This window comes from Aquabacterium sp. (assembly GCF_041909175.1).
In the GTDB taxonomy this organism is placed as follows: Bacteria; Pseudomonadota; Gammaproteobacteria; order Burkholderiales; family Burkholderiaceae_C; genus Aquabacterium.
The window spans coordinates 130,493-154,024 of record NZ_JAYRDZ010000002.1; the positions used below are offsets into that span (position 1 = coordinate 130,493).

Here is a 23,532-nt window from a genome sequence, read left to right on the forward strand (position 1 = left end):
GTTTACTTCCGCACCTGACTGAAGATCTGGTCAAAGGTGCCCCCATCATTGAAGTGATCCTGCTGAGCCTTCTTCCAGCCACCAAAGGTGTCATCCACCGTGAAGGTTTTCACCTTGGGGAAGTCCTTGCTGAAGGCGGCCAGCACCTTGGCGGAACGCGGACGCAGATGGTGTTTGGCAGCAATGGTCTGGCCTTCGTCGGACCAGAGGTATTTGACATAGGCTTCAGCCTGCTTGCGGGTGCCGTGGCGATCGACATACTTGTCGACGACGCTCACCGGGTTCTCCGCAAGGATGGTCAGCTTGGGGTAGACCACATCGAAATCACCACCGAATTCGTTGAGGATCAGCGGCACTTCGCTCTCGAAGGTCACCAGGGCATCGCCGATGTTGCGCTGGGCAAAAGTGGTGGTGGCCGCACGCCCACCGCCATCAAAGACCGGCACATGAGCGAAGATCTTGTGCACCAGTGCCCGAGCCTGAGCCGCATCACCGCCTTGCTTGATGACGGAACCCCAGGCTGCCAGATAGGTATAGCGGCCATTGCCAGACGTCTTCGGGTTCGGAATCACCACCGAGATGCCAGGGCGAGCCAGGTCGTCCCAGTCCTTGATCTTCTTCGGGTTGCCCTTGCGAACGAGGATCACCGTCACCGACGTGTTGGGCGAGGCGTGGTCCGGCAGGCGCTTGGCCCAATCCTGCGGAATCAGCTGACCACGGTCGGCCAGCAGGTCGATGTCATTGGCCTGGTTCATCGTGATGACATCGGCTTCCAGCCCCTCCACCACGCTGCGGGCCTGCTTGGTGGAGCCACCGTGCGACTGCTTCAGCACCAGCCCCTCGCCCGTGGTCTTTTGCCAGTAGCGCGCAAAAGCCTGGTTGTAGTCCTTGTAGAACTCACGGGTGACGTCATAGCTGACATTGAGCAGGGAGACGTCCCCGGCGTGGGCGACCGCAGGCACCAGGGACGTCGCCGTGGCCGCAGAGGCCAGTGCAACAGACAGCCACGAGGACAGGACGCGGCGGCGAGAGAGGGTGATGGGCTTCATGACTTCTTATGTGTTGAATTTCAGACAGGTGAAGCCATGCTAAGAAGCCACCCAACTTCAAGGAACGAATGAAATCGACATTCCTTATTCGTTTTTCAACAAAAACAGGAGTCAAGCACCATATCTAATTACTTTTTGTTCATTACATATGATTTATAAAAACTTCCATACATAAGAAGCCTTGGACAGAATGATCCTCAGAAAACGATAAGGACAGCTGTTCATGAACTTCCAGCAATTGCGATCCGTACGAGAAGCCGTGCGTCAGCGCTTCAACCTGACCGATGTGGCAGAAGCCCTGCACACCTCTCAACCGGGGGTGAGCCGCCAGATCAGAGAACTGGAAGATGAATTGGGTGTCGAGTTGTTCATCCGCGCCGGCAAACGCCTGACCGGCTTGACCCAGCCTGGGGCCCAGTTGCTGCCTATCGTCGAGCGCCTGCTCGCTGATGCCGACAACCTGCGCCATGCCGCTCAGGACTTCGCCAGCCAGGACAGTGGCAGCCTGTCGATTGCAGCCACCCACAGCCAGGCGCGTTATGCGTTGCCTTCGGCGGTCAAGGATTTCAGGGAGCTCTTTCCCAAGGTCACACTGAGCCTGCACCAGGGCTCACCACGGCAGGTGGCAGAAATGCTGCTCAGCGGTGAAGCCGACGTGGGCATCGCCACCGAAGCGCTGGCCCATTACGACCAGCTCGTGACCCTGCCCTGCTATCGCTGGACGCACAGCGTTGTCGTGCCGCCAGATCACCCCCTGCTGCATGGTCCCCTGACGTTGGAGCGGCTCAGCCGCTTTCCGATCGTCACGTACGACGCGGGCTACACGGGTCGCACCCACATCGACGAGGCCTTTGCCAAGGCCGGCATCCAGCCCCAAGTGGTCTTGACCGCCATGGATGCCGACGTGATCAAGACCTATGCCGAGCTGGATCTGGGCGTGGGCATCGTGGCGTCGATTGCCTATGACGAGGAGCGTGATCGCAATCTGCGGGCCATCGATGCGGGCCATTTGTTCGAAGTGAACATGACCCGACTGGCCTTCCGCCGGGGGCACTTCCTGCGCGGCTACATGTACAGCTTCATCGAGACCTTCGCGCCCAGCCTCACCCGTCAGGTGGTGCTGGACGCCGTCAACAGCGACACACCGACACAGGCTGCTTGATCGGGGTCTTACTGGAGGCTGGTGGCCGTGGCGCGCAAGGCCATCAGGCGCTGCAGCAGGCCATCGGGAATGCGGGCCACAGTCCGCACCGCACCACGGTAGACCACGCCGGCATTGCCATCCAGGGTGATCACATCACCTTCCTGAAAGTGCTCGCCCGCAATCGTCACACCATGCCCAGCCTCGTCGAGTTGCAACTCTGCACAGCCGACCAGACACACCTTGCCCAGGTGCCGTGCAACCACAGCTGCGTGTGAGGTGCGTGCCCCGCGCTCTGTGAGCAGCCCCACGGCCGACTCCAGGGCTGCGATGTCGCTGGTTTCTGCATCGCGCCTCACCAGCACCACGGTCTTGCCAGCCGCATGGCGCTCTCGCGCCCGCTCTTCACCCAAGGCCATTTCGCCAATGGCCACACCACTGCAGGCCGTGGCTGCGCTGGCCAGGGGGCTGAGGCTGCGACCATCGTCCGACACCACCTCAACGAGGGTGAGGTCTGCTTCGCTCAGGTGGTCGGTGCGCTGACGGGCCACCGCGGGTGAGATCACGCCCTCATCGAGCAGATCCAGCGCGATGCGCGCCGCAGCCTGTGGTGTGCGCTTGCCTGTGCGGGTCTGCAGCATGAACAGCCGACCATCCTGCACCGTGAATTCGAAGTCCTGCATGTCGCCCAGCGCATGCTCCAGCGTGCGGGTGGCACGCTGCAGCGCGTCCCAGGCCTCCGGCATCACACTGGCCAAGGTCTCATGACCATGGGCGCTGCGGCGGCCTGACACCACATCTTCGCCCTGGGCATTGAAGAGGAAATCCACCCACAACTGCGGGGCGCCCGAAGCCGGGTCCCGGGTGAAGCCCACCCCCGCGCCCGACAGCCCCCCGGCATTGCCAAAGACCATGGCCTGCACCGTCACGGCGGTACCGATTTCATCGCTCAGGTGATTCAGTCGCCGGTACTCACAGGCCTTGGCAGACTGCCACGAAGCAAACACCGCGGCGATGGACTCATTGAGTTGTTCGATCGGATCCTGCGGGAAGGGCCGCCCGGCATGTGCTTCATACACGGCCAGATAACGGTGGGTGAGTTCGCGCAGCTCGGCGAAATCCAGATCATGTTCATCACGATGATCGAACAGCAGGTGGTCTTGGGCTTCAAACAGGTCCGGGGCGACACCTGCCACCACTTCACCATAGGTAGCCACCAGTCGGCGGTAGGCATCCCAGACCAGACGCGGGTTGCCGGTCTGCCGCAACAGGCCTGGCACCGTCACGTCACACAGGCCCACGTTCAGCAGGGTTTCCATCATGCCGGGCATGGACACCGGTGCACCGGAGCGCACCGACAGCAGCAACGGCCGACGGGCGTCGCCCAGCTTGGAACCCGTCTGCGCCTCAAGCGCACGCAAGCCAGGCAACCAGTCGGCGGCGCTGGCACCACCCAGTGCGCAATAGCCGGTCCCCAGCACAAAGGCAGGCGGTACCGGCAACTGCAGGTCGGCCATGCGCAACAGGTTGTAGGCCTTGGCACCCATGGTGTCGGCCGAGGGCTCGCTGTCACCCGTCAAGTTGGGAGAAGACAGACCACACCCGACAACAAACAGATCACGGGAGGATGAATTCGTGGCTCGATCGGCACTCATGCGCTGGCTCCAGCTCGATTGAAAGCAACTTCGCGCAGGGCATAGCCTGCAGCCAGCAAGCGGTCGGACGCCAGCTCCAGCGTCACGGCCAGGTCATTGGCCAGCATCAGGGCCGGCGCTTCCTTGAGCGTGCTCAAAATCAGCCTGCGCGCGCTGCGCAGCAACTCATCACAATGCCGTTCTGCACGCAGCACGCTCCACAAGGCCGCGAGGAAGGCATCGCCATCCGAGGCGTCGCCCCCGGCCCCCAGGCTGCGGGCCACGGCGAGTGCCTTGACATGGTCCTGTGTCGCATTGAACACGGCCTCGGCCAGCTTGCTGAGCACCTGTCGCACGTCGGCTGTCCAGCCCTGCTGATGGTGGTCGGCAATCAGGCTCATCAGGAACGCAGCCTCTTCCAGGGCATCGGCCACGTCGTCGGTGGTCTCGATCAGGCGGGCAAACGGTGTCCAGCGCGGCTGGTGTTCGGCCTGGCTGCGTGCCTGCATCACCAGGTGGTCGGCCTGCCGCTCCCACACCTTGGCACGTGCAGCCAACTCGTCGGCCGCATCCCGGCGGCTGTCTCGCCCATGGCTGAGCCCATCGCGCACGGCCTGAGCCAGCGCATGACAGTAAGCAGCGTGTTCAGCCAGCAGGTCGAACTCACTGGTGCGCTGCTGAACCAGGCGGGCCAGCAGCATGCGCACCTCGTCGGCCACCAGCGCCAGCGGGCCTCGGGCCAGCAAGACCTGGGTCGACAGCTTGAGGGTGTCAACCAGGAACGAGCGTGCCCCGGCTTCCCCCAGCACCGTATCAAGCCGGTCGCCAATGCGGAAAGCGCGCTCTCCAAGCGACTGCATCGCGCTGTAGATCAGTTGCTCACCACCGGCCTTGAGCCAGGCCATGTGCCCCACTTCCAGGCGCGCTGCCTGGGTCAGCACAGCCACAGCGTCATCACCGCCGACAAAGTGCTGCAGGCGCTTGCGGGCGCGGTTCCAGTCAATGAGGAACACGATGCGCGAGCCGATGCCTTCCAGCGTGTGCAGCAGCGTCATCTCCGAACTGCTGTCAAACGTGGCGGTCCCCACGTGATAGGTTTCACCACCGTTGAGGCCCGGTGTCACGCGGGGCTCCACCGCCGTCCATTGCGCGCCCAGTTCCGACAGGATGGCCTGGAAAAACGCAAAGCGAGGGCGATGCAGGTCCGAATACGTCATCGTGACCCGCAGGCCTTCGACCTGCACCACCAGCACGTGGGCATCGTTGGTGCCAATGTCGTTTTGCAGCAGCAGGCGTTCACCGTCACGCGTCGCGGCGGTATCCAGCCCTGGGTGATCCAGTTTCAGTTTGGCGGTGCGATTGAGCCCGCGCATGAAGGCAGCAACCCGGGGCCGGTCCTCATCCAGCAACTGCCAAACGTGCGCCCCATCAATGTCCTCGCTGGCGAGCGCCGCGGCGAGGTGGTTGAGCCGTTTGTGCAGGTCCATCACCAGGATGTGGAGGCTGTCGCTGTCATGGCGATTGCCGTGGGTCAGGTCACGCAGTTGCGCCTCATCCAGACGCTCACCCTTGAGTTGATCCAGCCAGGTTGACCAGGTCTCGACGCGCGTGCGCAGGGTCAGGTCATCCGGTTCGGACAACAGCACCGGACGGGCCATGATCTCGATGTCCTCGTGAAGCTGGTGCGCCAGCTTTTCAAGCTCAGGCAACAACAGTGCGTGGCCTGCGCGGGATGCACTGCCAGGCAAGTCACGCAGCCAGCCGTCCTGCACCCCGGCGGCGGCCATCTCATGACTGAGATCGAGCGCCTCCTGATCAGGGTGCGCCGCATGGTCGGCGCCCGCCTGCACCACAGACAGGTAGAGCTTGAGGCGGTCATTGGCTCTCAAGGCCGCTTTCACACGGGCAGGCATCAACAATTCCTGCTGACCCAGCATCGCCACCGCTTCTGCTTTCTGCATTACACCCTCCGGATGATCGAGCTGACCAGTTTGTGTGAGGCTTGTGACAAGCCCGTTAATGCCCATGCAAGAGCCCTGCCATTTGATGCAGCGCAACGGCCTCCTTGCGGCTGCTTCACATTTCCTGCACACGAAGCTGACATACTGGCGCCACCTGAACGGGATGAAAGCGCATGCACCGTCGTCTGGAAGTGAGAGGCCTGGTCCAAGGGGTGGGGTTTCGCCCCTGGGTCTGGCAGGAAGCCACCCGGCTGGGCCTGATCGGCTGGGTTCGCAACACCAGTTTTGGTGTGGAAATCGATTTGCACGGCGAAGCGCCACAGCTCGACGCCTTGCAGGATCTGCTCTGGCACGCTCCGGCACCAGCCCGCGTGGAACAAGTCCATGCGGTGGCAGCCGGCAACGAGCAGGCCACATCCACCCCCCCCTTCGCCATCCGTCCCAGCACCCGCGAGCGTGCCCCGACGGCCTTGCTGGCGCCCGACACCGCCACCTGCTCGCACTGTCTGAGCGAGCTGTTCGATCCAACCAACCGGCGCTGGCGGCACCCCTTCATCCAGTGCCCGCACTGCGGCCCTCGGCTAACCCTGACCCGTCATCTGCCGTTCGACCGGGGTAACACCAGCTACGGCGCATTCGAGCCCTGCGCCCATTGTCTGGACGACACCGTTCGCAGTGAAGACCGCCGTTTTCATGATCAGACAAGCGCCTGCCCCCAATGCGGCCCGCGTCTGAGCCTGATCGACCGTCACGGCAAGCCTGTTGAAGGTGATCCGATCGAACAGGCATGGCACCGTATTCAATCGGGGCAGATCGCGGCCATCAAGGGCACCGGCGGCTTCCACCTGTTCTGTGACGCCCGCCAGCCCCAGGTGGTTCAACGCCTGCGTGACGGCAAGCCATGTGGCCCCAGACCCATGGCGCTGATGGCCGCCAACATCGCCTCGGTGCCATCAGTGGCAGACAGCACCCCGCAAGAACATCGCTGGCTGGCATCTGCCCAGCGCCCCGTTGTGCTGCTGAAAAAACAAGCGGCCAAAGACTGGCAGCACCTTGCCCCCGGGCTGGCCTGGCTGGGGGTGATGCTGCCCGAAAACCCGATTCACCACCTGCTGTTCCATGAGGCTGCTGGGCGCCCCGTCAACCTCGACTGGCTGAGTGAACCCCAGACACTGCTGCTTGCCTTCACCAGCGGCAACCGTGCTGGCGAGCCGATGATCACGGACAACGACAAGGCTCTGTCCGATTTGCACCATCTGGCTGACTGTTTCCTTGTCCACGACCGGGCCATCACCATGCAGGCCGACGACTCGGTGTTGCGGGTGCGCTCTGATGGCTCACCCTGCGTGCTGCGCCGCGGCCGCGGGCTGGCGCCTGTGGCTGTACCTCGCCCGGAAACCACCGTGGATGCTGCCCACAGCGTGCTCGCCTTGGGCGGTCGTCACCACAGCACGCTGTGCGTGGCACACAACCGGCACGCACAGATGGCCCCGCCCATGGGTGAGCTGGATCACCCCGCCACCCGCGCCGCACTGCGCCAGATGGCAGGCGACTTCCCTGCCCTCATTGGCGCTGTGCCCACGGCGCTGGCCTGCGATGCCGACCCCACCTTCTACAGCAGCGAGCTGGCCCGATCCCTCGCCCAGGAGCAGGGCGTACCCCTGCTGACGGTGCGACACCACCATGCCCACGTCGCCGCGGTCCTGGCGGAACATGGGCTCAACCGCCCGGTCATCGGCCTGGTGCTGGACGGCTACCTGCCCAGCGATGCCGACGCGGCACCCTCATCCCCCCTGTTGCAGGTGGCATTCGACAGCTGCAAGGACATCGGTCAATTCAAGACACTGTCCTTGGGCCGTGCGCCAGCCATCCACAACATCGGGCAGCTGTTTGATGCACTGGCCTCGCACTGGCAGCTTGAACCAGCCCCCATGTTCAGAGGCGATGCTGCCCTGCGTATCGAAGCCCTCGCGATGCCAGCGTGGCCACGCCCCCCTTTGCTGACGGGCTGGACCTTGTCGGACACCGGCGTGCTGGACTTTCAGCCCTTGCTGGATTGGGTGCGCGCCGAGCCCGCCTCGGCCGACATCGCCTCGGTGACCATCGCCACCCTGGTAGCCGGCCTGACTGAATGGACCTTGCACGCCTGCCGGCAGGAAGCGCTCGATACCGTCGTGCTGACAGGTGGGTGTGCTGCCAACCTGCTGCTAGCAGAGTGCCTGCAGCAGCGGCTGGCACAAGCTGCACTCATCGTGCACCAGCCCACCCAGTACCCCGGAGGAGATGGCGGGCTCAGCCTGGGACAAGCCTGGGTAGCGCGCCATCGGCTTCAGCGCAGCCCCCAGCCCGTAACATCCTGACGCGTACGCTCTGTCATCAAAACCTGCTAAGGTCTGGCTTCAAGGAGGCCCCTTGCAGATGGAAATCGCCATGGATGACATCGACGACATCCTGACCCGGCACCCTCGCGGGCCGGGTGCCTTGCTGCAGGTGCTGCGAGATGTTCAAGCGCGTTTCCAGCATGTGCCGGCGGCCGTGATCGACACGCTGGCTGAGAGCTGGGGGCTGTCACACGCCAGCATCCGCAGCGTGGTCAGTTTCTACCACTTTCTCAGTTTCACCCCGCGTGGACGCTACAGCCTCTACATCAGCGACAGCGTCACCGACAGGATGCTCGGCAACGAAGCGCTGATCAGGCAGTTGTGTCAGCGGCTGAACATCACCGAAGGCACCACCCGCGCTGACGGTCTGGTGTCCCTTCGCCGTACATCCTGCACGGGCCTGTGCGACCAGGGGCCAGCGGGCCTGGTCAACGGACGCCCGCTGACACACCTCACCCGGCGACGCACCGATGAAGTGGCCGAACTGATCCTGGCTGAAACACCTCTGGACGAGTGGCCTCCTGATTTCTTCGCGGTGGCCAACCCGGTCTGGCGGCACAACCTCACGCTCAGTCATCCCATCGAACCGGGCACGGCCATCCGCACGGTGCTGACCCATGGGGCAGACGCCATGATGGCCCAACTCCAGTTAGCGGGCTTGCGTGGCCGTGGTGGCGCGGGCTTTGCCACCTGGCAGAAATGGCAGGCCTGCCGTCAGGCCCCCGGGCCGCGCGCCATCACCTGCAACGCCGACGAGGGCGAACCCGGCACCTTCAAGGACCGCATGTTGCTGATGCAGTGGGCGCATGAAGTCATCGAAGGCATGACGGTCGCGGCGCTCACCGTCGGTGCCCGTCAGGGTTTTCTGTATGTGCGCGGTGAATACGCCTTTGTCGAAGCGGGCCTGCAGGCTGTTCTGGCGCAACGACGTAGCCAGGGGCTGCTCGGCAGCGACATCCTCGGCAGCAACCAGGCGTTTGACATCGACCTGCATTTCGGCGCCGGCGCCTATGTCTGTGGGGAAGAAACCGCGCTGATCGAATCGGTCGAAGGCAAGCGCGGCATCCCGAGAACACGGCCACCTTTCCCGGTCGACCGCGGCTACCTCAGCCTGCCGACTGTCAACAACAATGTCGAGACCTTCGTGCAGGTTGCCCAGATTGCTGTGCATGGTGGCGCCTGGTTCGCGACGCAGGGCACGCCGCGTTCGCCCGGCACCCGCATCCTCAGTGTCTCGGGCGATGTCGCCCGCCCTGGCCTCTATGAAATCCCCTGGGGCGTGACCGTGGCCGAGGTGCTGGAAGATGCGGGCGCCACCGATGTCCAGGCGGTACTGGTCGGCGGGCCTTCCGGACATTGCATCGATGCGGGTCAACTGCAGCGCCAGATCAGCTTTGAAGACCTCCCTACCGGGGGCGCCTTCACCGTGTTCAACCGCAGCCGTGACATGGTCGATACCGCTCGCCAATACACCCACTTCTTTGCCAGCGAATCCTGCGGGTTCTGCACACCCTGCCGGGTCGGTTGTGGCCAGCTGGTCGAAACAGCAGACCGACTGGTGCGAGGCCATGCGAGTCAGGTCGACATCGACCGTCTGAAAGACACCGCCGCCATCATGAAACAGATGAGCCATTGCGGCCTGGGTCAAACAGCCGCCAACCCCTTGCTCGACGTGCTGGCTCATTTTCCCGAACAGGTTCAAACCCGGCTGCGATCCCCCCTCGACGCATTCGACCTCGAAGGCGCCACCGCTGACATGCACCCGGCTCCAGCCCGAGTACCCACATGAGTGCCACGCCCGCCACCACCACCTTCCTCCTAGATGGGCGACCCGTGCCCTTCGAGCCAGGCCAGACCATCATGCAGGCCGTCCAGGCAGCAGGCGGCTACATCCCGCACCTGTGCCACCACGCCGACCTGCCCCCCATCGGCAGTTGCAAGGTCTGCAGCGTGCGCATCAAAGGGCGTCTGGTCGCGTCCTGCACCTACCCGGCCAGCGCCGGGCTCGAAGTCGAATCGGAACAAGACGACATCAACGCCGATCGCAAACGCCTCATCCAGATGCTGTTTGCCGAAGGCAACCACCACTGCCCTTTCTGCGAAAAGAGCGGCAACTGTCACCTCCAGGCCCTGGCTTACCACCTGGGCATGCAAGACACCCACTTCGTCCAGGTCTATCCACAACATGATGTGGATGCCTCGCACCCCGACGTGCTGCTCGACCGCAGCCGCTGCGTGCTGTGCGAGTTGTGTGTGCGCGCCAGCCGCGACATCGATGGCAAATCGGTGTTCGCCATGGCGGGCCGGGGCCTGCAAACCCATCTGATCATCAACAGCCCAAGCGGCCAGCTCAAGGACAGCGCCATCGCCGTGTCCGACCGAGCCATGTCCATCTGCCCAGTCGGGGCCCTCATGCCCAAACACCAGGGCTTCAAGGTGCCCATCGGCGAGCGGCTGTATGACCATACCGACATCGCACAGCGACCGGAGGACACATGAGCACGCCACCCGTCACCAAGCTGCGCATTGCCACGTGCTCCCTGGCCGGCTGTTTCGGCTGTCACATGTCCTTGCTGGACGTGGATGAAGCCCTGGCCGACCTGATTGAACACATTGACTTCGACCGCAGCCCCCTCACCGATATCAAGCACGTCAGCGAGACCGGTGTCGACATCGGTCTGATTGAAGGCGGCCTGTGCAACCGCGACAACGTCGACGTCCTGCGCGAATTCCGCAGCCGATGCAAAGTGCTGGTGGCAGTCGGCGCCTGCGCCATGTATGGCGGTGTACCGGCACTGCGCAACGGCATCCCCGTGGCCGAGCTCATCGAGGAAGCCTACCTGGGGGCCGATCTGCTCAACCCACAGGTGCCCCTGGACCCGGAGCTCCCACCGCTGCTCAAGCAGGTACTGCCGGTTCACGAGGTCGTACCCGTGGACTACACCCTCGCCGGTTGTCCGCCCCCCGCTGCGGCTTTTCGTGAGCTGATCATGGCGAGCATCGAACAGCGCCCCGTCGTGCTGCCCGAAGCCGAGCGTCGATTCGATTGAGAACCCCCATGCCATCCCGACTCGAAACCGCGCCCCATCCCGAAGGTCTGCAACGTGTGGTGATCGAACCCGTCAGCCGGGTGGAAGGTCATGGCAAGGTCACCCTGCTGCTCGACGAACAGCGCCGGGTCCAGCAAGCCCGTCTGCACATCGTTGAGTTCCGCGGGTTCGAACGCTTCATCCATGGCCGTCCCTACTGGGAAGTGCCCACCCTCGTGCAACGCCTGTGCGGCATCTGCCCGGTCAGCCACCTGCTCGCCGCCAGCAAGGCCTGCGATGCCTTCGTGCTCGGGCAGGCACGCCCCACGCCGACGGCTGACAAGCTGCGTCGCCTGCTGCATGTTGCCCAGGTGCTGCAGTCCAATGCCCTGCACTTCTTCCATCTGGCCTCGCCTGACCTGCTGTTCGGCTTTGATGATGTCGTGCCTCACCGCAACATCGTCGGCGTGCTGCAAGACCACCGTGAACTCGGCCTGCGTGGCATCCGCATCCGCAAGTACGGTCAGGAAGTCATCCGCATCCTCACGGGCAAGCGTGTGCACGGCACGGGCTCGGTACCCGGCGGCTTCAACCGGGCTCTGAGCCTGGCTGACTGCACCGCCTTGCGGACGGACATCACCGACATCATCAACTGGTGCCGTGACACCCTGGTCCTCGCACGAGATCTCTTTCTCTCCCATCAGGATGAGCACGCCCAGTTCGCCAACTTCCCGTCACATTTCATGTCTCTGGTGCGCGCCGATGGGGCAGCCGACCATTACGACGGCGCCTTGCGCGTGCGTGACGCCCACGGCCAACTTGTCGTCGACCAGGTCGATGTGCACGACTATGGCCAACTCATCGTCGAAGAGGTCAAACCCTGGAGCTACATGAAGTTCCCGCACCTGCGGGCACTCGGCCCCGACCACGGCTGGTACCGCGTAGGTCCTCTGGCACGCATCAACAATGCAAGCTACCTCGACACCCCCCACGCAGAAGCTGCGAGGCAGGAGTTCATGGCCTGGGGCCAGGGACGCCCCGTGACCGCCTCGCTGGCGCAGCACTGGGCCCGGATGATCGACACCCTGCACTGCGCCGAAACCATCGCCCGCCTGCTCGCCGACCCCGACATCACGGGCACCGACCTCATGGCCACGGGCTCGCCCTTGCGCGAGGGCATCGGCGTCATCGAAGCCCCGCGCGGCACGCTGATCCACCACTACCGCATCGGTGAAGACGACCTCATCACCTACGCCAACCTCATCGTCTCCACCACCCACAACAACCAGGCCATGAACGAAGCCGTGCGCAGTGTCGCCGATCGCTACTTTGATGGCCGCGAGTTAACCGAAGGTCTGCTCAACCACATCGAAGTGGCCATTCGCGCGTACGACCCCTGCCTGTCGTGTGCCACCCACGCCATCGGCAAGATGCCCTTGCGGGTAGAGTTGCTCGACGCTGCCGGGCAGTCACTGGATGTGCTGCTCAAGCATGACGATGGTCGCATCGAACACGCCGCATCGAGTGGCCCCGTCGCATGAGCGAGCCCATCGCACCCATCCTGGTGCTTGCCATCGGCAACCCCAGTCGAGGCGATGACGCTGTCGGGCCCATCCTGGGTGAGCGCCTCATGCAATGGCGCCGGGAACAGCCTCCGCTGATCGCCAACCAGCTCGATGTCATTGCCGAGCAACAACTGATGGTCGAGCATCTGCTGGACATGCAGGGCCGACAACACATTCTTTTCATTGACGCGGCAGCCTCCGGCGTAGAAGGCCACCGGCTGGCACCCATTTTGCCAAGCCCGCCCCCGCCACTTCCTGGCCACGCCTGTCACCCGGGTGAATTGCTGGGTTTGTATCGGCAAACATTCGACACGCCACCGCCGGCCACCTTGCTGGCCATTGAGGGGCAACAGTTCGAATTAGGACAAGCGCTGTCCGAATCCACCGTCAGACACATGGATGCGGGCTGGCTGAGCCTGCTGCAATGCCTGAGCGAGCTGCTCGGAATGCCATCACCCTGCGCGTAAATTGCAAGTGAAGCTACAGCGCCAACGTGGGTTATCTCAAAGCATCAAATGGGCAGGCAGACAATCGCCGGTTAACCCAGACTCACCACCAGGTGTTCGTGCATGTCCTCTCATAACGACCAACATTCATCCGGCCTGGGTGCCCTGACGATCGCGGCGTTGGGCATCGTATTCGGCGACATCGGGACCAGCCCGCTGTATGCATTCAAGGAAGCATTCAATGGCCACCATGGCCTGCCTGCGGACCAGTTGCACATCCTTGCCACGCTATCAGCGCTGCTGTGGGCCGTGGTCATCATCGTGTCGATCAAGTACGTGTCCATCGTGCTCAAGTACGACAACGACGGCGAAGGTGGCGTGCTGGCCTTGACCGCCCTGGCCCACCGCCTCGGACACGACTCGTCTCGCCGCTCCCTGCTGGTCATCAGTGCGGGGGTATTCGCGGCGGCCCTGTTCTATGGCGACGCCATCATCACGCCGGCCATCTCGGTGTTGTCCGCGGTTGAGGGGATGAGTGTGGCCACGCCCCGGTTCGAACACTTCATCGAGCCCATCACCATCGGCATCATCATCGGCCTGTTCCTGATCCAGAAAAAGGGAACAGGCAGTGTGGGCAAGTTCTTTGGCCCGATCACGGCCCTGTGGTTCCTGACGCTCGGCGTCATGGGGGTGATGAGCATTGCCCAGACACCTGAGGTGCTGCGCGCCATCAACCCCTGGTATGCCCTGCACTTCACCATCCACAACCCAGGCAGTGCCTTCGTGCTGCTGTCGGCCGTCTTCCTGGCGCTGACCGGTGGTGAAGCCCTCTATGCCGACATGGGGCACTTTGGGGCCAAGGCGGTGCGTCTGGCCTGGTTCGGGCTGGTGTTCCCCTGCCTGATCATCAACTACTTTGGCCAGGGTGCCCTGGTATTGCGTGAGCCTGCCGCTGCCGCCAATCCCTTCTTCCTGATGGCGCCTCCGTCGCTCCTGATTCCCTTGGTGGTCCTCGCCACCGCGGCCACGGTGATCGCCTCGCAAGCCACCATCTCGGGAGCCTATTCGATGACCCTGCAGGCCAGCCGACTGGGCTATCTGCCACGTGTACGCATCCTCCATACGTCCGACCGGGAGCAAGGCCAGATCTACATCCCCAGCGTCAACTGGCTGATGTTGCTGGCCGTGATCGCGCTGGTGCTGGCATTCAAGTCGTCTGGTGCGCTGGCAGCGGCCTACGGCATCGCCGTATCCGGCACCATGATCATCACGACGCTGCTGACAGCCTACGTCACACGTATCAGCGCACGTACCTTGCGCCGCCCGACCTTGATCATCCTGGGCTTCTTTACCCTGCTGGAAATTGGCTTCTTTGCATCCAACCTCAGCAAGCTGGGTGAAGGCGGCTGGTTCCCGCTCACGCTGGGCGGCTGCATCTTCCTGATGCTCACCACTTGGAAGGAAGGCAGCATGCTGGTGGCCGATCAGCGCCGTCAGATCGACATCCCGATGAAGGACTTCATCGAAGGCCCGATGCCGGATGTGCCCCATGTGCGCGGCACGGCCATCTACCTGACCTCTGACCCGACCATCGTTCCCAGTGCCTTGTTCCACAACCTCAAGCACTACAAGGTCATGCACGAGCAGACCGTGTTCCTGCATGTGATCAACGAGAACGTGCCTTACATTCCGGACCGTCGACGTCTCACCGTCAGCCCATTGAGCGCAGGGCTATTCACCCTCACGGTTCGCTTCGGCTTTCGGGAAGAGCCCGACATACCAAAGGCCCTGTCCACGCTGAACGATGAGGCGCTCCGTCTCGACGCGATGACAACCACGTTTTTCGTCGCCCGCTCAACTGTGGTCGATGGGCCCGGGGCACTGCCTGCGTGGCGTTGCGCCCTCTACAGCTGGATGACCCGTCAGGCAGAAGGTGCCGGTACCTACTACCGGCTGCCAGCCAACCAGGTGGTGGAACTCGGCACCCAAGTCATGCTCTGACCAGCCAGGGCTAGCCGGTCACGCCACGGTGACCGCAAACTGCCCGGCCTCACCGACCCCCACGGCCAGGTGCTGGATGGCACGGCCTTCGGCCATGTGGTCCAGCACCACATCGGCCATCTGCGGCAGCAAGGTGCCGTTGAGGATGTGGTCCACCGCACGCGCGCCGGTGTCGACCTCGGTGCAGCGATCCAGCACGGCCTCCAGCAGGCTGGGCTCATAGCGCATGTCGGCCTTGTGCTGGGACGCGAAACGCTGTGCAATGCGATCGAGCTTGAGCCGGATGACATCCATCAGCACCTCATCAGCCAGCGGGTAATAGGGCACCACCTTGGTCCGCCCCACAAAGGCTGGCTTGAACACCTTGTAAAGGGTAGGACGCAGCATCTCGGCCAGTTCGTCGGCGGCCGGCCGTTGCGCAGCTGTTTTCATGACCGATCCACCCAGGGTCTCGTCATGCTGGAAGCAGGCCTGCATGATGCCCTGAGAGCCTGCGTTCGAGGTCAGGATGATGATGGTGTTGCGGAAGTCGATTTCCCGGCCTTCGGCATCATCCATCACCCCCTTGTCAAACACCTGGAAGAACATCTCCAGGACATCAGGGTGTGCTTTCTCGACCTCATCCAGCAGCACCACGCTGTAGGGCTTGCGGCGCACGGCCTCTGTCAACACCCCACCCTCACCATAGCCCACATAGCCTGGCGGAGAGCCCTTCAGACCGCTCACGCTGTGCGCCTCCTGGTACTCGCTCATGTTGATGGTGATCAGATTGCGCTCGCCGCCATACAGGATGTCGGCCAGTGCCAGCGCCGTCTCCGTCTTGCCCACACCGCTGGGCCCCACGAACAGGAACACCCCCTTGGGCTTGTTGGGATCCTCCAGGCCAGCACGCGCCGTACGCACCCGCTCGGCAATGGCAGCCAGCGCATGGTCCTGTCCCATGACCCGCTCCTGCAAACTGCGCTGCAAGCGACGCACGGTATCGATTTCATCCTTGACCATCTTGCCCAGCGGGATGCCTGTCCAGCCCGAAATCACCTCGGCGACCACATGACCATCCACCTGAACGGGGACCAGCGGCGCATCACCTTGCAGGGCCCGCAAGGCCTGTCGCTGCTCCAGCAGTGTCTGCTGCTCGATATCCGTCAGCACCTCTCCGGCCTCCATGCGCAAACGCAGCGCCCATATCGACTGAACCAGTCGCTGCTCCTGCTCCCACTGTGACTCATCGGCGGCGAGCTGGGCGGCCACATCGAGCCGGATCATCTGCAAGTCGTCGATCCGGTTCCCATGCGCCGCACCACTGCGCTGCTCACGGCTCAGCGCCAGCACCTCGGCATCAATGCGCACCAGTTGCTTGCGGGCGTCATCAATGCGACCGGGTGTGGCACGCTGACCCAATGCGACCCGCGCACAGGCCGTATCCAGCACACTCACAGCCTTGTCAGGCAACTGCCGGTCGCTGATGTACCGACTGGACAGACGCACGGCTTCACTGATGGCCTCGTCCAGCAGTCGCACACCAAAATGCTGCTCCATCAGAGGCACCATGCCACGCAACATCGCACACGCCAACAGTTCACTGGGCTCTTCAACCTTCACCACCTGGAAGCGGCGCGCCAGCGCGGCATCCTTTTCGAAGTATTTCTTGTATTCACCCCAGGTGGTCGCGGCGATGGTACGCAACTCACCACGCGCCAATGCTGGCTTCAACAGGTTGGCAGCGTCGTTCTGGCCTGCCTGCCCACCGGCACCAATCATGGTGTGCGCCTCATCGATGAACAAGATGATCGGCTGCGGACTGCGCTTGACCTCATCAATCACACCCTTGAGCCGGTTTTCGAATTCGCCCTTGACCGATGCGCCCGCCTGCAGCAAACCCATGTCCAGCACATGGATCGCGACACCGGCCAAAGCCGCAGGCACATCGCCCTGCGCCACACGCAAGGCCAAGCCCTCAACCACCGCTGTCTTGCCCACTCCCGCCTCCCCGGTCAGGATCGGGTTGTTCTGACGACGGCGCATCAGGATGTCCATCACCTGGCGAATCTCGGTATCGCGCCCAATCACCGGATCGATCTCGCCCGCGCTGGCGCGAGCAGTCAGGTTGGTCGTGTACTGATCCAATGCCGGCGTGGCAACTCGCCCCGATACGGCTGCATCGCCCCCTGCTCCACACACATCGTCACCCGTCACGGACGTGTCACTCACCTGCTCGACAGATCCCGCAACAGCACGCTCTGGATGATGCTTGAGCGCCACCACATCAAAGCGCTCAAACTGAGCCGAGACCCTGTCTGCAACCTGACGCAACCCCGGGTCAGTCAACATGGCCAGCAGCAGATGAAACCCGCGGATACGAGGCTGCGCGCCCTCCAGCGAGGCAATGAGCCAGGCGTGCTCCAGCCAACTCTGCAGGCGCACGGAAAACACCGGCGTACGGGTGTTGCCATCGCGGAATCGCCGCAACTCGCTCTCCAGGTCATTTCGCAAACGCACCGCATCCACACCCTGTGCACCACAGATCAGGCAGATGTCACCGCTCGCGTCGTCCAGCAGCGCCAGCAGCAGATGCTCCAGGTCCACCTCATGATGACCACGTGACAGACACTGATTGGCCGCCCTCTCGGCTGCGCGCCGCGTGGTGTCATTGAGTTTCGAGATCAGTGTCTTGAGTGAAAGGCTCATGGTCTAAGGTTGGGTTGGATGGTGCGAAAAGGTGGCTGCAAAGCCAGTGCTGACAAATTCATATCTGCCCAGGCATCAGGCTGCTGCGTGAATGTCATACCGGACATCACTGCGGTCCTGATCCGTGGGTCTGCTCAGGACAAAGGTGTCCCAGCCGAGGCGTCCTTGCTGGACCGAGCGAGCGCTGCTCAGAGACACCCCTCTCACATCCAGGCGGCTCAAGGTCAATGCCACCTCGTATTCAAGGCTGACGCCATGCACCAGCGTCAGCCACTCCTGGAGTGCAAGCGCCCCTGCCCCACCGGGGAGGAAGCGGCAAAACTGTTCGTGGGTCAGAGGCCCCAGCGCGACCCTCACCCGAAGATCGCGCTGCCAGACGCGCTCGCCCAACATCGCGGACTGCCCCAGCCTGCCTTGCACGCCAAGGCCCAGATGCAGCCGGGCCTGTTTGGGCACCTGATACCAGCGCCCCTGGAACTGGTCCAGTCGAACGGATACGCCCAGATAGTCCTGCAATACGGACTGAAGTTGTCGGGCAGACAGATGACGCTGCTGCAGCGTGCCCGCGAAATACGCCAGCGTGGCATCGGCCACACCACCTTGGCGAGCGCCCAGGCGATCATGCAGAGAACGGCTCCCCAAGCCGGCGACAGACAGCACATGCGGCATGAAATGCCGTTTGCCATCACGCTCGAATGCCAGAGGCAAACGGTTCTTGCGCCACGCGGCATAGAACAACATCAAAGCCCGGTGGCTGAACATGTCCAGAAACGACCTCGCAGCCGTGTCCTTCTGATACAGCTCCCTGTGCGCCAAAGCCTCCGTGTAATGCGCGGGCAGAGCGCCAGTCACACCCAACAAGCCCATGAAAGTGGGCGTCAGCTCCAGCGACTCCAGTTGTGCGGCTGTCATCGATGGACTGCTGCCATCGACGCCCGATGCCCCCATGCCTTCTGGAGCGGAACGAACCGTCACCGACTCGATCTCGCTCACTGGAAAGCGCATCTCCAGCGAGTTGCGCAAACTGACCTTGTGGAGACCGCCCTCGTCCTCCAGCCAGTGCTCCAGCACCCGCATGGCCTGGAAGAAGCCAAACTGCTGGGGTGCCGCCAAGAAGCGACTGATTACAGGAGGGCTTGATCGCCGTTGCGAGGCAGACATGCCAGCACCTCTTCACCTGTCCTGGACGACACCAGGGTCAGTTGCGTGAAACTGTTGATATGGACGTACAGCGCAAAAAAGCGCTCCAGTACGGCTGCCAGCAGAAACAAGCCTGTTCCGACATAACTGTCCTCGTCGACCTCCATGCGGACTTCGGTACCACGCACGAACGTCGCGAAAGGCTCACCAGGCAGCCAGGCCGTCGCTGGCAGAAACTGAACCGCCTTCAAGCCATCAACCTGCCTGCGATTGGAGGCGCTGCGTGGCAGGTCGTACAAGCGGAGCATTTCACACAAGGCTTCCATCCCGCCAGACGACAGCGACAGATGATTGAGCGACAAATGCGAAATCAGTCGCCACAGCGCACCTTGCCCACGAGGAAACCGGACGGTCGCAGTAGGCTTGCGCAGCAGCCGTACCTCTTTGGCCAGGCCACCGCCCTCAAGAAACAGATCCCCCCCGACGGTCCCGAATGGCAGCAAGGTAGGCAAGTCGCGGTTGGTCGCCGTCACCTGCAGGGACAGGGTTTCAGTCTGAGGACGAGACGGGTCGAAATCACCGTCCACCAGGGTGATTTCAGTCTCGTAACCAGGACTTTGCTCAGCCAAGGCCTCCTGTCGTTGCACATGCCAGTAGCGAGAGCTGCCACCCTCGCCCTCCCCCGCACTCAGGTGCTCATGTCGCAAGGAAAAAAATGGCTGGAACTCATCAACCGACTCGCCGTTGGGGGTCTGAACAACCCGGTACACGCGGTCGACTGAACTGACCTCATAGGCCCAGGCTCGGCGACTGTCTACCAAAACAGGGTAGCTCACCTGCTGGTGGGTCAGCCGAATCGGATCTGCTGGCTGGCTGAACAGGTTGATGACGGGCGTACAACCCGTCACGAAATGCCGCGCCTCAATGGTCTCGAGCAAGCGCCCCTCATCTGAGTCCGCGCGCACCCCCGCCATCAGCAGGTGCACGGTCAGATTGCGCGCTGCGGCCTCGCCGGAGTTGCCATCCCCCATCGAAGGCAATCGGTCGGTCGGCAGCGAAAAATCCACGAAGTTGAATTTCTCGGGAAAGGCGAAATACTCTGTCAGCAAGCGGTAAGCCGCGTGAGAACGGGCATCGAAATCCAGCAGAGCCTCGTCTTCGGCAAAGCCCGCCAGCGTGGGTTGATAGCCGCCATGACCGTCCGGATCGGCTGTCTGCCAAGCCTGGCGCTCACCAAGCTGCCACATCACCCCCACAACACGTCGGCACAGTGCTTCACGCAAAGCAGTGATCTGAGATGCTTCGCCATCCAGGTAGAGCCGCACCGGTGACTCGAACATCCCAGACCAGGACGCCTGAGCCGATTGCAGGGTGAAGGTGAGTGACAGAACCGAGGTAGCCGTGGCAGGCAATCGTGTGCCATCCGGTGCGGAGATGGCATGTCGAAATGAGGCCGCCGACACGGACAGCGGCCGAAGCACCAGGTCTTGTGTGGTCCGGAAGCGGCATGCCACGCCCTTGACTGGCCGGCTGTGCAGAATGGCACCTCGGTCTATCCGCTGCGGCCTGCTCATCTGCGTGGCGCCCTGCCCCAACTCGAACCGTGCAATCGAACAAGAAGGGAATGGTCGCAGGTAGTGCGGATACAGCACCTCCAGCAACGATTCGGTAAACAAGGGGAAATCGTCGTCCAGCCGCTTGTGAATGCGCGCTGCCAGCAAGGCAAAGGACTCGATCATCCGCTCCACATGCGGATCTTCCGAACCATCGCCGGCAAGTTGCAACCGACCTGCGATCTTCGGATAGCGTTGCGCAAAATGCGCCGAGGACTGTCGAAGTGTGGCGAGCTCACGCTCGTAGTGCGGCAACAGGCTTTCCATAAGGCAATGACTTCAGCAGAACAGATCAGGCTCAGTGACCTCGAGACACCTGATAACGCTGGGAGACCGGCTGCAACACGGCATCGAAACTCACCACTTCATTGATGTCGGGGGCGACCAATAGCGCCTGGATGGCGAAATGCAGCTTTTGCAGGCCCACCGTTGTCACACTGACAGAGACAACCGGGTCACGCAACCGTGGCTCATGTACATGCAAGGCGCGCCGGATGTCTTCACACAAACGCTCGCGATCGCCCTGGCTACCAAGGCACATCGAGACAAAGTCCTTGACCCCGAAAGACAAGACCGAGCGCCGGCTGTGCGGAAAGGATGCCAAGCTGGACTCCGGCAAGCCACAACGGGTGTTGAGCAAGGCCTCGACATCCCTGGCTACACTGTCCTTCAATCGATCAATGGACACCGCACCACGGTCTGGCCCACCGTCGTCGAACAACTTGTCAAGTAGATTGAGTCCGTACAGATTCATGAGCAATCCAGAAGGCCACAGCCCTCGCTGTGGCCTTGCTCCGCAGATCAGGAGAACGTGGCCGTGTTCGTGGCCAGGTTCCAGGCACCGGTGCCGGTGACCGAGCCCTGGCTGCCATCCAGCTTCGAAGCCGAGTAGGCCCACTCGACGGCGGAATACTTCAGACCGAAGGTCTCCTTGGGGATGCCTTCGCCCGACACCGTCGGTGCCACCGACGAGATCAGCACGTTCTTCAACTTGATCACGAGGTACTTGACGCGGTCGTTCTTCGTGCCGGTGTTGAAAGAGCCTGTCTGGCCGCTGGAGCGGTAAAAGGTGATTTCCACTTCCGGGGTCACCAGGCCTTGAGAGGCGGCTTGCCACAGCTTGGGGCTGGCGGAATCGATGTCCTTGACGAACACCATTTCCTCATGTTCACAGCGCTCGGCGGTATGGCCGCCTGCGGTCGACGCCGTGGCCGACTTGGGCTGACGAATCAGGTGCGACCACGAATCGATTTCGATGGTGGGCTTGCTGTTCTGGCCGGTGGCCGAATTGCTGCCATGCACGGCATCACGGACATCACCCTTGATGGCCGAATTCTTGAACTCGATATAGATGTCTTTCACGACATTTCCTTCCGACTTTGTGATGAGAATGGACCAGCATCAATTGCCGCCGGGCAACTCCGCCACGAGACGCAATGACACCGACAGCTCGTCCAGCTGGAAGTGCGGGCGCACGAAGGCAACCGCACGGTAGACCCCCGGTCGACCGGGGACTTCCTGAACCTCGATCGAGGCTTCACGAAGGGGGTACTTGGCCTTGGCTTCCTGAGAGGCACTGTCATCGGCCAACACGTACTGTGCGATCCAGGCATTGAGGAAGGTCTCGACGTTGCCTGCGGACGCAAAGCTGCCAATCTTGTCGCGCATCATGGCCTTGAGGTAATGCGCGATGCGACAGACCGAGAAGATGTATTGCAGCTGCGAGGCCAGCACCGCATTGGCATTGGCCGCCGGGTTGTCGTACTTGCGGGCCTTCTGCACAGACTGCGCGCCAAAGAAGGCTGCGTAGTCCGTGTTCTTGCAATGGACGAGCGGAACGAAACCCAAGTCGCTCAATTCCTTCTCTCGGCGATCGGTGATGGAAATCTCGGTGGGGCACTTGAGCGCCACTTCGCCATCATCAGTCTTGAAGGTGTGCGTAGGCAGGTCTTCCACGAGGCCGCCGCCCTCCACACCCCGGATCGCAGCGCACCAGCCGTACATCTCGAAGGCTGACGTGAGGCGAGCACCAAAGGCATAGGCTGCGTTCACCCACAGGTACTTGGCATGGTCGGTCCCGTCGATGTCTTCAACAAAGTTGAAGCCTTCGGTGGTGTTGCCGTCCTTTGGATCAAACGGCAGACGACCGAGAAAACGTGGCAGGGTCAGCGCGACATACCGGGCGTCTTCCGACTCACGGAAAGACTTCCATTTGGCGTACTCGACGGTGTCGAACACCTTGGACATGTCGCGCGGCTTGCCCAGGTCAGTGAACGACTCCAGCCCCATCAACTCCGGAGATGCTGCCGAGATGAATGGCGCATGAGCGGCGGCCGCCACATGAGACATCTGCTCCAGGAAATACATGTCCTCGGCGCTGCGACCGATATCGAAGTCGCCAACCAGCGAAGCGAAGGGGGCACCACCAAAGGTGCCGAACTCTTCTTCGTACACCTTCTTGAACAAGGCCGACTGGTCAAAGTCAATGGCCGTCTTGAAGTCCTTGACAAGCTCCTTCTTGGTGGCGTGAAAGACCTTGATCTTGAGTTTTTCGCCCGTTGACGTCTGCTTGCACAGATAGTGCAACCCGGTCCAGGAGGCTTCCAGCCTCTGGAACTCAGGCGTGTGCATGACCTCGCTCAGCTGATCGGAAATCAGCTTGTCGATCTCGGCAATGCGCGCATCGAGCGTGGCTGACAGGTTATCCGACACCACGACGGTGCCTTGCAGCACCTCCCGTACCAGTTCGCTGATCAGGTCCTTGGCTCGATCGTGCTCGGTCGGCGTGCGAGCGACGCGGCTGCGTGCAACGATGTCGTCGAGCAAGCTGAGGCTGCCTTCACCCTGTGGCAGTCCATTGGTTTGCAATTGAGCACTCATGGCT

Annotated in this window: 17 protein-coding genes; 8 read left to right on the forward strand and 9 right to left on the reverse strand. The window is 62.4% G+C overall.

From position 1 onward, the window contains the following. Window positions 1–2: 2 nt before the first annotated feature. Window positions 3–1,049: a sulfate ABC transporter substrate-binding protein gene (locus tag ACE3PH_RS03215; protein WP_374316472.1), complete on the reverse strand. Its 1,047-nt coding sequence runs from the start codon at window positions 1,047–1,049 to the stop codon at window positions 3–5. A gap of 223 nt (window positions 1,050–1,272) precedes the next feature. Here ACE3PH_RS03215 and ACE3PH_RS03220 point away from each other — a divergent pair, with 223 nt between their 5' ends. Next, window positions 1,273–2,211, forward strand: coding sequence for a CysB family HTH-type transcriptional regulator (locus ACE3PH_RS03220; RefSeq protein WP_374316474.1), 939 nt, complete (start codon window positions 1,273–1,275; stop codon window positions 2,209–2,211). An 8-nt stretch (window positions 2,212–2,219) separates the two neighbouring features. Here ACE3PH_RS03220 and ACE3PH_RS03225 read toward each other — a convergent pair whose 3' ends face one another. Then, window positions 2,220–3,845, reverse strand: a complete 1,626-nt coding sequence (locus tag ACE3PH_RS03225) for a PEP/pyruvate-binding domain-containing protein (RefSeq protein ID WP_374316475.1) — start codon at window positions 3,843–3,845, stop codon at window positions 2,220–2,222. Continuing rightward, window positions 3,842–5,785, reverse strand: a complete 1,944-nt coding sequence (locus ACE3PH_RS03230) for a DUF47 domain-containing protein (RefSeq protein ID WP_374316477.1) — start codon at window positions 5,783–5,785, stop codon at window positions 3,842–3,844. Before ACE3PH_RS03230 ends, ACE3PH_RS03225 begins: the two co-directional genes overlap by 4 nt. A 173-nt stretch (window positions 5,786–5,958) precedes the next feature. Between ACE3PH_RS03230 and ACE3PH_RS03235 the strand changes: the two genes are divergently transcribed. From ACE3PH_RS03235 to ACE3PH_RS03265, 7 genes are all read left to right on the forward strand, one after another. Continuing rightward, entirely contained in the window at window positions 5,959–8,145 is a 2,187-nt protein-coding gene (locus ACE3PH_RS03235) for a Sua5/YciO/YrdC/YwlC family protein (RefSeq protein ID WP_374316479.1), read from the forward strand. Between the two features lie 70 nt (window positions 8,146–8,215). After that, a complete protein-coding gene (locus ACE3PH_RS03240) occupies window positions 8,216–9,955 on the forward strand; it encodes an NAD(P)H-dependent oxidoreductase subunit E (RefSeq protein WP_374316481.1) in 1,740 nt (579 codons plus the stop codon). Next, the gene (locus ACE3PH_RS03245; protein ID WP_374316483.1) at window positions 9,952–10,665 is read left to right on the forward strand and encodes a 2Fe-2S iron-sulfur cluster-binding protein; all 714 of its coding nucleotides are present in this window, start codon (window positions 9,952–9,954) and stop codon (window positions 10,663–10,665) included. The genes ACE3PH_RS03240 and ACE3PH_RS03245 overlap by 4 nt, the downstream gene beginning before the upstream one ends. Next, window positions 10,662–11,216, forward strand: coding sequence for an NADP oxidoreductase (locus ACE3PH_RS03250; RefSeq protein WP_374316485.1), 555 nt, complete (start codon window positions 10,662–10,664; stop codon window positions 11,214–11,216). Before ACE3PH_RS03245 ends, ACE3PH_RS03250 begins: the two co-directional genes overlap by 4 nt. Before the next feature lie 8 nt (window positions 11,217–11,224). Beyond that, window positions 11,225–12,736 carry a Ni/Fe hydrogenase subunit alpha gene (locus ACE3PH_RS03255; RefSeq protein WP_374316486.1) on the forward strand — a complete coding sequence of 504 codons (1,512 nt, stop codon included), beginning with the start codon at window positions 11,225–11,227 and terminating at the stop codon, window positions 12,734–12,736. Beyond that, the gene (locus ACE3PH_RS03260) at window positions 12,733–13,227 is read left to right on the forward strand and encodes a hydrogenase maturation protease (protein ID WP_374316488.1); all 495 of its coding nucleotides are present in this window, start codon (window positions 12,733–12,735) and stop codon (window positions 13,225–13,227) included. The genes ACE3PH_RS03255 and ACE3PH_RS03260 overlap by 4 nt, the downstream gene beginning before the upstream one ends. A 102-nt stretch (window positions 13,228–13,329) precedes the next feature. After that, the gene (locus ACE3PH_RS03265; RefSeq protein WP_374316490.1) at window positions 13,330–15,207 is read left to right on the forward strand and encodes a potassium transporter Kup; all 1,878 of its coding nucleotides are present in this window, start codon (window positions 13,330–13,332) and stop codon (window positions 15,205–15,207) included. Between the two features lie 18 nt (window positions 15,208–15,225). On the opposite strand, the gene tssH is transcribed toward ACE3PH_RS03265, so the two are convergent. The 6 genes from tssH to tssC form a co-directional block, all read right to left on the reverse strand. Then, a complete protein-coding gene (tssH, locus tag ACE3PH_RS03270) occupies window positions 15,226–17,895 on the reverse strand; it encodes a type VI secretion system ATPase TssH (RefSeq protein ID WP_374316492.1) in 2,670 nt (889 codons plus the stop codon). 75 nt (window positions 17,896–17,970) lie between these two features. Further along, the gene (gene tssG / locus ACE3PH_RS03275; protein ID WP_374316494.1) at window positions 17,971–19,008 is read right to left on the reverse strand and encodes a type VI secretion system baseplate subunit TssG; all 1,038 of its coding nucleotides are present in this window, start codon (window positions 19,006–19,008) and stop codon (window positions 17,971–17,973) included. 11 nt (window positions 19,009–19,019) lie between these two features. Then, entirely contained in the window at window positions 19,020–20,915 is a 1,896-nt protein-coding gene (gene tssF / locus ACE3PH_RS03280; protein ID WP_374316496.1) for a type VI secretion system baseplate subunit TssF, read from the reverse strand. A gap of 31 nt (window positions 20,916–20,946) precedes the next feature. Further along, entirely contained in the window at window positions 20,947–21,402 is a 456-nt protein-coding gene (tssE, locus tag ACE3PH_RS03285) for a type VI secretion system baseplate subunit TssE (protein ID WP_374316498.1), read from the reverse strand. Window positions 21,403–21,449: 47 nt separating this feature from the next. Next, window positions 21,450–22,010 carry an Hcp family type VI secretion system effector gene (locus tag ACE3PH_RS03290; RefSeq protein WP_374316500.1) on the reverse strand — a complete coding sequence of 187 codons (561 nt, stop codon included), beginning with the start codon at window positions 22,008–22,010 and terminating at the stop codon, window positions 21,450–21,452. A 39-nt stretch (window positions 22,011–22,049) separates the two neighbouring features. After that, complete coding sequence (gene tssC, locus ACE3PH_RS03295; protein ID WP_374316502.1) at window positions 22,050–23,528, reverse strand: type VI secretion system contractile sheath large subunit; 1,479 nt, start codon at window positions 23,526–23,528, stop codon at window positions 22,050–22,052. Window positions 23,529–23,532: the final 4 nt, after the last annotated feature.